Below are 9,537 nucleotides of genomic sequence, written 5' to 3' on the forward strand. Positions count from 1 at the left end.
CGCGATGCTCCCCATACTCGCCCCCGCATCCACCGCCAGCATCCGCGCACCCGTCGTCAGAACAGCTTCCAGATTCCGCGCCGCATCAGCTCTCACGGCACCGAGTCTAGCGGGACCCTGTGCAACCTCGCATGGCTAGCGCCTCGCTCGCGTTGACATCCCTCTTCTAAGTGCTACATTGAAGTGACAGATAGACCAGGTAGTGCCTAGCGGATGAGACGACTCTCTCGTCCCTGTCGCGGTCCGCACCACCGGTCCACCGGCCCCCGTCCACGGAGGCCCTTCCTCAGAGAGGCACCGACGATGTCCAAGGCGTCCCAAGCGTCGAAGGCACAGCAGCCCGCACCGCCCCGCGCGGGTGTGGCCGCCGCCATGAGCGCGCTGATCCTGGCGGTTCTCCTGGCGGCCCTGGATCAGACCATCGTCTCGACGGCGCTGCCGCGGATAGCGGAGGACCTCAACGGGTTCGACGACATCGCGTGGGTCAGCGCCGCGTATCTCCTCGCCTCGACCGCGGTGACCCCGCTGTGGGGCAAGCTCGGCGACATGTTCGGCCGCAAGCGGCTGTACCTGGCGTCGACCTCGATCTTCCTGATCGCCTCGGTGGCCTGCGGCCTGGCGCAGAGCCTGCCCGAGCTGATCGGCGCCCGCGTGCTGCAGGGCGTGGGCGGCGGCGGCATGATCGTGCTGACCTTCGCCCTGGTCGGTGACATCGTGGCGCCGGGCGAACGCGGCCGCTACCAGGGCATGTTCGGGTCGGTCTACGGCGTCGCGAGCATCGTCGGCCCGCTGCTGGGCGGCGTGTTCACCGACCAGCTGTCGTGGCGGTGGGCCTTCCTGGTCAACCTGCCCATCGGCGCCGTCGCGCTGGCCGTCGCGGCGCGGTCGCTGCCCGCGGCCTCCCGCAGGTCCCGGGCCCGGATCGACTACCTGGGGTCGCTCGTGCTGGCCGCCATCGCCACCGGCCTGGTCCTGGTCACCTCGTTCGGCCAGCGGTGGGGCTGGACCTCACCGGCCATCACCGGCCTGATCGCCGGAACCGTCGCGCTGGCGGTCCTGCTCGTGCCGGTCGAGCGCCGCGCCGCCGCCCCGGTCCTGCCGCCCGCGATGTTCACCTCCCGGACCGTGGTCTTCTCCTCGCTCATCGGGTTCGTCGCCAACGCGGCCATGTTCGCGGTCCTGGTCTACCTGCCCACCTACCTGCAGATCGTCCACGGGGTGTCCGCGACCCTCTCCGGGGTGTTCATGCTCCCGCTGGTCGCCGGCCTGGTCGTCAGCCAGTCCCTGGCCGGACGCTGGGCCGCCCGCACCGCCCTGCTGCGCCGGATCCTGCTGGGCGGCCTGCTGGCCAACCTCGCCGGCCTGCTGCTGCTGAGCACCATCGGCGCAGGCACCAGCACCCTGGTCCTGAGCGGCTACTTCCTGATCACCGGCGTCGGCATCGGCATGGTGCCCATGGTCGTGATGACCACCGTGCAGAACAGCGTGGGGCCCGCCGACCTGGGCGCCGCGAGCGCCGTCGTCACCTTCGCCCGCTCCATCGGCGCGGCCTTCGGCGTCGCGATCTTCGGCACCCTGCTGAACACCGGCTTCGCCGACCGCACCCGCGGCCTGCCCGTCGCCGGCGGTTTCGACGCCGCCCGCCCCGACACCATCGGCCACCTCCCCGCCGCCCTCCAGGGCACCGCGCTGGACGCCTTCGCCCACGCCACCGCGGCCGGCTACCTGTGGATGGCCCCCGCACTCGTCGCCGGCACCGCCCTGGCCCTCTTCCTCGAGCCCGCCCGGCCGCAGCGCCCGGCGCCCGCCGGGAATGTCAGGACCACCGGGACCGGAGCGACCGGCGCGATGGCCGGGACCGCCGCCGACGGCACCGTCAAGGCCGCATGATCCGCGGCCCGCACCGTCCCTGCCGCAGCCGGCGCCCCGAGGGGCGCCGGCTGCCGCATGTGCGGAAGGCGGCGAGCTTCGCCGCTCACGGGCCGCGGGCGCTACGGCAGCGGGTCCTGCGACGGCCCGCCGTCCGCGCTCCGCGCCGCGAGCCCGTCGAGCTGCGCGAGCCACAGCGCGTTCAGGCGCCGCGTCCAGGACGGGGACGCCACGTCGAGCGCCCCGGGGGCCGTCACGCGGCCCGCCGTCACCCCGTACTCCGTCACGACGTGCGTGCCGTCCTCCACGGCGGTGAGCCGCCACACCTGGTACAGCCGGACGCCGTCTCCGGTCCCCGACCAGGCGAACCGGCCCGGCGCCGCCCGTTCCGTCACGACGGCCTCGACGCGGTGCCCGTGCAGCAGCAGGCCGGCGCGAGCGTCCCCCGGCCCTGGCCCCGCCCCGGTGACGCCCGGCACCCACAGCGGCCACCGCGCCATGGCGCTGAGCAGCGCGAACACGGTCCCGGGAGCGGTGGGCACGACGGCCTGCGCCTGGCAGAAGCGGTGGGAGGGGTCCGGCGGGGAGCCGTACGGCTCGTGGATGTCCGGACGGTCGTCCGGGGCGTGCAGCATCCGGTGTGCCCCCTTTCCTGACGCCGGGTGGCGGCGGGCCTGCCTGCGGGGGCCGGGCAGGACGCCCCCCGCGTCCACTCTGAGCGGGCACCGGGAGCACCGCATACGTCATCTGACTGAGCGTCCCGCGCGGCCGTCGGGCCCGTGGGAGCCGCCCGGTCCCGCCCCCGGGGGACGACACCTGAGGGGACGGGCCGCGTCAGCCGGCGGCGCCCGTACCGGCCCGTGCGTCGAGGTCGGACAGCGCGTCCCGCAGCGCGGCCCGCGAGGTGATGCCGAGCTTGGGATAGATCTGGTAGAGGTGCGTGCCGATCGTGCGGTGGGACAGGAAGAGCCGTTCGGCGATCTGCTTGTTGGTCAGGCCGGTCGCCGCGAGCGCGGCGATCTGCCGCTCCTGCGCGGTGAGCGTGACCGGGCCCGGGCGGGCCGCCGACGGCGCGGACTGCCCGCTGGCCCGCAGTTCGGCCGCCGCCCGCGTCGCCCAGGGCCCGGCCCCCAGCCGCTGGAAGGCCTCCAGCGCCAGGGTCAGCTGCTCCCTGGCCTCGGTCGTGGCCCGCAGCCGGCGCAGGCGTTCGCCGTGGAAGAGCCGCACGCGGGCGACGTCGAACGGCCAGCGTTCGGGGCCGGGCAGCGACAGCGCCCGCTCGAAGAGTGCGACGCCCGCCTCCCCCGGCGTGGCCAGCGCCTCGCAGGCCCGCACCAGCAGTTCCAGCCGCGGCGACAGGTCCGCCATCGCCGACGCCCGCATCGCGGCCGCGTGCGCGGCGGCCTCCGCGTCCCGGCCGGTCCTGACCGCCGACTCGACGAGGTCCAGCGCGCCCCACATCGCGATCGGCGTGAAGGGCGCCACGGTGCCCGGCGGGGTGAGCGCGCAGGCGTGCTGGTAGGCGGTCTCGAAGTCGCCGCTGCCGATCGCGGCCAGCGCCCTGGCGTGGAGGGCGAACTGCCGCGCGCCGTGCGCGCCGCGGGGCGCGGCCCAGCGGACGATCGACTCGGCCAGTTCGGCACTGGCCTCCGCGTCGCCCCGGGCGGCGGCCAGCGCCGCCTGCGCGTACCGGAAGAACCAGGTGAAGAAGCGGTAGCCGTGCTCCTCACACAACGCCAGTCCCTCGACGGCCAGTTGCGCGGCGTCGTCCCACCGGCCGAGGTGCTGGTAGTCCAGGCACAGGTGTACCAGGGCCCCGATGTGGCGGCGGACGGGCGCGGTCCCGGCGCGGCCCTGCTCCACGAGCCGGCGCATCGACCAGCGGACGTCCCCGAGGCGGTCGACGAAGACGGCGGCCGTGGCGACGCGGGTCACCTGCGACGCGTCGTCGCCGATCGCGGCGATCAGCTTCTCCAGGCGGGGCAGCGCCGCCGGGCCGACGTGCGCGGGGTCGGCGAAGGTGCGGGTCATGACCCACAGCAGTTCCGGCGGCTCCGGGGTCAGCCGGTCCACGAACGCCAGCAGCGGCTCCCACCGCGCCGGGTCGCCGCCGTACCAGCAGAGCAGCGCCAGCGTGTACAGGGCCTCGACCAGCGCGCCGTCGGCGGCCTCCCAGCCGTGGTCCCCGGCCTCGATCGCGCCGACCAGCAGCTGGTACGCGGTGTCGATGTCGCCGTCGCCGTTGATCAGCAGGAAGGCGGACGCGGACGCCGCGTGCAGCGACTCCCGGCCGGCCGGATCGGCCAGCCGGGCACCGGCCAGCAGCCGGGAGGCGTCGGCCAGTTCGCCGCCGGCCTCCGCGCCGGCGTAGGCGGCCTCGGCCAGCCGGCGGCTCGCGTCGGCGGCCCGCGGGCTCAGTCCGGCGGCGCGGGTCAGCGCCGTCACCGCGCCCAGCGCGTCGCCGCGCCGCAGCCGGTGGCGGGCAGCCTCCTGGAGCAGGGCCGCGACCGTCTCGTCGGGGGTCACCGTGGCCTCGCCCAGGTGGCGGGCGCGGCGCTCGGGGTGGCCGTCGAGGACGTCGGCGAGCGCCAGGTGCGCCCGCCTGCGCTGCGACGCGGTGGCCGAGTCCACGACCGTGGCGCCGGCCAGCGGGTGCCGGAAGGCCAGGTGCCGGGTGTCGGCGGAGATCGTCACCAGCCGGTCGTGTTCCGCGGGGGCGAGGTCGTCGACGGCGGCCCGGCCTGCCGCGGCGGCCTCCACCACCGCCAGCTCGCCGGTGCCGTCGAGCGCGGCGAGCAGCAGCAGTTCACGGCAGGCGTCGGGCAGCGCGGCCACCCGGGCCGCGAACACCGCCCGCAGACGCTCGCTGAGGGGCAGCACGGCGGGCACCGCGGTGAGCGTCGCGCGCTGCGCGGCGGTCAGCGCCGTGGGCAGCTCCACCAGGGCCAGCGGGTTGCCGCCCGCGGCGGCCGCGACCCGGCGCCGCACCGCGCGGGACACCTCGGGGTGGGCGAGGCCGAGCAGTTCGGCGGCCGCCGCGTCGTCCAGCGGCGCGAGCCGGCGCTCGGTCAGGCCGCCGGACTCGAAGAAGCTGTCGGTGCCCTCGCGGGACGCGGCGAGGAAGCCGATGCGGCTGCCGACGAGCCGCCGGGCCACGAAGCCCAGGACGGCGGTCGTCGCGCGGTCCAGCCACGGCAGGTCGTCCACGACGAGCAGCAGCGGCGTCCGCTCGGCGATCAGGCGGAGCAGCAGCAGGACGGCGGTCGACGTCAGGAGGCGGTCGGGGGCCGGCCCGCCGCCGATGCCGACGGCGACCCGCAGCGCGTCGCGGTGGACGGCGTCCAGCGCCTCGAAGTCGTCGAAGAGCGGGACGAGGAGCTGGTTGAGCCCGGCGTAGGCGATGTCGGCCTCGAACTGGACGCCGGCCGCGCGCAGCACCCGGACGCCGTCGCGCACCGCGCCCCCGGCCACCGCGTCGAGCACGGCGGACTTGCCGACGCCCGCCTCGCCGGTGACCACCAGGGCAGCGCCGCGGACCCCGGCGCCCAGGGCCCCGGCGTCACCGAAGAAGGCCCGGATGAAGGCGAGGTCGTCCCCGCGCCCGACCAGCCGGATCAAGGCCGGGCAGGCCCCCGGCTCCAGGTCGTCCACCCGACTGCCTCCCCAGGCCCGCGACGAGCGTCCCGTGCTCCGCGCCGACCTGGCTGCCCCTACTCGGCTTCGTTCCGTTCATGGAACCATCGGAGCCGAAAAAATGTCCAGATGCGGCCCGTCACGTCTCACCCGCCGGATCGGCCGGAGCAGGCGAAGGAACGGGAACGGACACAACGCGCGCGCGTGAACACCGGACACCAGGTGTGTACCGGCGAACCTTTGCGCCCCTTCATACGTGTCTATGGAGGGGACCCGAGGGTTCGCCGGTACGCACACCCGCGGCCGCCCCCGGCAGCACACCTCCGTCCACTCCCACCGCACAGACGCAGACCAGTGAGGCAGCGACTCCGATGTCCGACCACCCCGTTCCTCCCCGCGACCTGACGGCGCCCGCCGCCGGACGGCTCACCGCACTCACCGCCAGGCTCACCGCCGACCTCGACCGCGGCGCCTGGACGCCCGGCACCCTGGAGCGGCTGCTCACCACCCGCCTGCTCGTCGCCACCGCAGGGGACGGGCAGTTCACCCGCGAGCGGGTGCGGGAGACGCTGGAGGAGGGGAGCATGGCGCTGCTGCACGCCGGCGGCGGCCGCCTGGCCCGGCTGCTGGGCGAGGTGTGGGATCTGGCCGCGGGCCCCGGGGCGGACGGCGAGGCGGCGCTGACCGCCGTCACCCCGCTGCTGGAGCGCGTGGCGGGGACGGCCGGCCCGGCTGCCTGACCGGGCAGTCAGATGACGGATGTCGGCACCCCACCTCCTCCGGAAGACTCAAAGCCGCGAAGCGCGCACACCGGACACGGAGGGGTGAGGACCATGACCACGGACCAGAGATGGGGCCGATCGTGCTGCGACCGCGCGGCGAAGGTGCGTCGCGCGCCCCGGCGGAACCTGCCGCGCACGGGTGCGGGCCGGCCCGCCCTCTCCCTGGTGCCGGGCTCCGACACGCGCCGGGTCGGCCTGTCCGAGCTGACGGGCGCGCCGATGCCGGCGGACGTCCGCGGCGCGATCGTCACGCCCTCGGGCGGCGGGCTGACGGCGTCGTGGCTGCCGCTGAGCGCGCCGGACCGCGTCCCGCCGGGCCGCGTCCTGCTGTCCTGGACCCCGGCCGGCCCCGAACAGATGGACGTCACCGCCCACTTGGGCCTGCCCGGCGGCCGGGTCCTGCTGGCCATGTGGCCGGGCCTGCGCGGCGACTGGTCGACCGTGGTCCGCCCCACGGTCACCGAGGTCGCCGGACTGCACTCGGCCCTGCGCCTGGCGACGCTCGTCGCGGAGCGCCTGGGCGGCTGAGGGCGACCGCGCGGGGACGGCCGAGGGCCGGCGGCAGGACGCCGCCGGCCCTTTCGCGCGCGGACGGACGCGGCCGGGGCGACCGCACTGCGCCAGGAACGCGGAAGCCGGGCGGGCGGCCGGACCGGCGGGGAGGCCGGTGCCGGGCCGCCCGCCCGGCGTTCACGGGTGCGCCGGACGCGGGAGCGGCGGGGGCGACGCGGGGTCAGCGGGCGGTGGCCTGCGCGGCCTGCTCGATGACGTCGGCGACGAGCTTGGGGTGGGAGACCGCGACCGAGTGCGAGGCGGCGACCTCCGTGGTGTGCGCGTGCGCGCGCCCGGCCATGAACCGCTGCACGGCCGGCGGGATGTTGAGGTCCTGGGTGGTGATGACGTCCCAGCTCGGCTTCGTCTCCCACGCGGCGCTGGTGGCCTTCTCCTCCAGCGCGGACTGCGCGATGGGCCGCTGCTCGGCGGCCATCAGCGCGGCCTGCTGCGCGGGGACGTCCGCGGCGAACTGGTGGCGGAACTTGTCCTGCTGGATGTACAGGTCGGTGGCGGTGCCGCCGCCGGGCAGCGGGTACGTCACCGGGTCCAGGGCGTCGGGCAGCGTGGAGCCCGGGTACTTGTTGGTGAGCTCCAGCGCGCTCTCCCCGGGCGCGGGCAGGAACGCGGCGACGTAGACGAGGGCCTTGACGTCCGCGTCGCCGGTGGCGGCCTCGCTGATGACGTTGCCGCCGTAGGAGTGGCCGACGAGGATCTTCGGGCCCTTGACGTGGTCGAGGACGGTGCGCAGGGCGGCCGCGTCGGAGGCCGGGCCGCGCAGCGGGTTGGCGGCGGCGACGACCGGGTAGCCGTCGGCGCGCAGTCGCGTGATGACGCCGTTCCAGCTGGAGCCGTCGGCGAAGGCGCCGTGCTCCAGGACGATCGTCGGCTTGGCGCGTCCGGCCCCGCCCTCGTGCCCGGCCGCACCGTCGTGCGCGCTCGCGCTGGCCGTGCCGCTGAGGGCGAACGCGCCGAGCGCCAGCCCCGCCGTGAGCGTGGCGGCCGCGCCCGTCACCAGTCGCTTGCGTCCACCCTTGATGCTGACCACGACGTTCCCCTTCCAGAGGTCTCCCGACAGGGGGCGGACCGGCTGCGCCGGAGAACATCACCGCCCTGACTGGTGATGAATCTGCCAGGTGGCGTCGTCACCTGTCAAGCCGGTGACTGAATTGAGGGGTACTCACACCTGCGCGGCCGCACGGGAGGTCGTCCCGTACGGCCGCGCGTCGCAGTCCGGCACACATGTGCCGGCGGGCGTGGTCGCTCAGAGGTGGTCGGCGTCCACGACGGCCTGGGCGAAGACGGTGGGCGCCTCCTGCGGCAGGTTGTGGCCGATGTTCTGGATGGTCCGGTGCAGGTACGGGCCGGTGAAGTGGTCGCGGTAGCCGGTGCCGTCGCCGGGCGCCGTGAACGGGTCGAGCGCGGGGTCCAGGGTCACCGTCGGAACGCCGATGGACGGCGCCGCGGCGAGCTGCTTCTCGTAGTGGGCGTACCGCGGCTCGGTCTCGAGCAGGCCGATGCGCCAGCGGTAGTTGAAGAGGACGACGGCGGCGTAGTCGGGGTTCTTGAACGCCTCGGCGGTGCGCGCGAACGTGGCGTCGTCGAAGGCCCAGTTGGGGGAGACGAGGGTCCACACGTAGCGGCACAGCGCGATGCGCTCGGTCTCGTTCTCCATGGCCTGCTTGCCGCGGTCGGTGGAGAAGTACCACTGGTACCACCAGTTGTGCTCGACGGCCGGGGCCGCGGGCGACAGCTGCGTCTGGACGTTGGTGATGACGTAACCGCTCGTGGAGACCAGCGCCTTGACACGCTCGGGCCACAGGGCGGCGATGATGTCGGCGGTCCGCGAACCCCAGTCGAAGCCGGCGAGCAGCGCCTGGTCGATCCGCAGCGCGTCCATGAACGCGATGATGTCCAGCGCCACCGCGGACTGCTCGGCGGTGCGCGGGGTGCGGCGGGACAGGAACGTGGTGCTGCCGTGGCCGCGCAGGTACGGGACGAGGACGCGGTAGCCCTGGTCGGCCAGCAGCGGGGCGACGTCGACGAAGCTGTGGATGTCGTACGGCCAGCCGTGCAGCAGCAGCACGACGGGGCCGTGGGACGGCCCGAGTTCGGCGTAACCGACGTCCAGCACACCCGCCCTGACCTGCTTGAGCGTGCTGAAGCCGGTGTGGGTGCCGGGGGTGACGAGCGGCACGGTGGGCGCGGGGCCCGCGCTCGGCCGGGCGGCGGTGGCGGCGGACGCGTTGCCCGGCAGGCCGAACATCGTCGCGGCGGCCGCTCCGGTGCCCAGGCCGACGGCCTTGCCGAAAGTGCGCCTGTTGATCATGGGAATCCTCCGTCGTGCGGTTGCGGTGGCACCACTCTCGCCCGGCACGACAGGTCACACATCAGTAAGTTGACGGTCCGGCGCGTCGGGCTCACACGTCGCTCACGACGCCCCCGCCCGCCCCGGTGCGGCGTCGCCCGCCGTCGTACGTCATTCGACTGAGCCGGCCCCCGCCGGGCCGGCGCCGTCCCCGCGCAGAAACGTGTCGACGACCAGGTCGGCGGCCTGCCCGGGGCCGAGCTGCGGCTGCCCGTGCGCCGCGAGGTTCACCAGTTCCGGCAGGAGGGCGGCGGCCCATCCCTCCGGCCGGTCCCCCCGCAGCACCCCCTCGTCCACCGCCCGCCGCAGGAACACCTCCACCTCCCGCACACA

7 protein-coding genes and 1 pseudogene are annotated in these 9,537 nt (G+C 75.2%); 3 read left to right on the top strand and 5 right to left on the bottom strand.

What is annotated here, in order from left to right:
* Window positions 1–372: 372 nt before the first annotated feature.
* A complete protein-coding gene (locus tag BMW99_RS38450) occupies window positions 373–1,890 on the top strand; it encodes an MDR family MFS transporter (RefSeq protein ID WP_177226154.1) in 1,518 nt (505 codons plus the stop codon).
* 101 nt (window positions 1,891–1,991) lie between these two features.
* Here BMW99_RS38450 and BMW99_RS38455 read toward each other — a convergent pair whose 3' ends face one another.
* Window positions 1,992–2,504 (bottom strand): SRPBCC family protein, encoded by a 513-nt coding sequence (locus tag BMW99_RS38455; protein WP_069462103.1) that lies wholly within the window; start codon window positions 2,502–2,504, stop codon window positions 1,992–1,994.
* A 199-nt stretch (window positions 2,505–2,703) separates the two neighbouring features.
* Window positions 2,704–5,520, bottom strand: a complete 2,817-nt coding sequence (locus BMW99_RS38460) for an AAA family ATPase (RefSeq protein ID WP_075018403.1) — start codon at window positions 5,518–5,520, stop codon at window positions 2,704–2,706.
* 353 nt (window positions 5,521–5,873) lie between these two features.
* Here BMW99_RS38460 and BMW99_RS38465 point away from each other — a divergent pair, with 353 nt between their 5' ends.
* On the top strand, window positions 5,874–6,242 hold the full coding sequence (locus BMW99_RS38465) for a hypothetical protein (protein ID WP_069464492.1): 369 nt from the start codon (window positions 5,874–5,876) through the stop codon (window positions 6,240–6,242).
* 93 nt (window positions 6,243–6,335) lie between these two features.
* A complete protein-coding gene (locus tag BMW99_RS42570; RefSeq protein WP_245791805.1) occupies window positions 6,336–6,812 on the top strand; it encodes a hypothetical protein in 477 nt (158 codons plus the stop codon).
* Between the two features lie 205 nt (window positions 6,813–7,017).
* Here the strand turns inward: BMW99_RS42570 and BMW99_RS38475 are convergent, their stop codons facing one another.
* The 3 genes and pseudogenes from BMW99_RS38475 to BMW99_RS38485 all read right to left on the bottom strand — a co-directional run.
* Window positions 7,018–7,884 (bottom strand): alpha/beta fold hydrolase, encoded by an 867-nt coding sequence (locus tag BMW99_RS38475; protein ID WP_075018404.1) that lies wholly within the window; start codon window positions 7,882–7,884, stop codon window positions 7,018–7,020.
* Between the two features lie 216 nt (window positions 7,885–8,100).
* A complete protein-coding gene (locus tag BMW99_RS38480; RefSeq protein WP_075018405.1) occupies window positions 8,101–9,165 on the bottom strand; it encodes an alpha/beta fold hydrolase in 1,065 nt (354 codons plus the stop codon).
* Window positions 9,166–9,315: 150 nt separating this feature from the next.
* A pseudogene (locus tag BMW99_RS38485) lies at window positions 9,316–9,537 on the bottom strand (TetR family transcriptional regulator); the annotation flags it as partial.

The organism is Actinacidiphila rubida, from assembly GCF_900110255.1.
Lineage (GTDB): Bacteria > Actinomycetota > Actinomycetes > Streptomycetales > Streptomycetaceae > Actinacidiphila > Actinacidiphila rubida.

What these genes read in the sequence shown, in the direction of transcription:
- BMW99_RS38450 (WP_177226154.1), top strand. Translation starts at nt 373, where the DNA reads ATGAGCGCGCTGATCCTGGCGGTTCTCCTGGCGGCCCTGGATCAGACC.
- BMW99_RS38455 (WP_069462103.1), bottom strand. Translation starts at nt 2,504, where the DNA reads ATGCTGCACGCCCCGGACGACCGTCCGGACATCCACGAGCCGTACGGC.
- BMW99_RS38465 (WP_069464492.1), top strand. Translation starts at nt 5,874, where the DNA reads ATGTCCGACCACCCCGTTCCTCCCCGCGACCTGACGGCGCCCGCCGCC.
- BMW99_RS42570 (WP_245791805.1), top strand. Translation starts at nt 6,336, where the DNA reads ATGACCACGGACCAGAGATGGGGCCGATCGTGCTGCGACCGCGCGGCG.
- BMW99_RS38480 (WP_075018405.1), bottom strand. Translation starts at nt 9,165, where the DNA reads ATGATCAACAGGCGCACTTTCGGCAAGGCCGTCGGCCTGGGCACCGGA.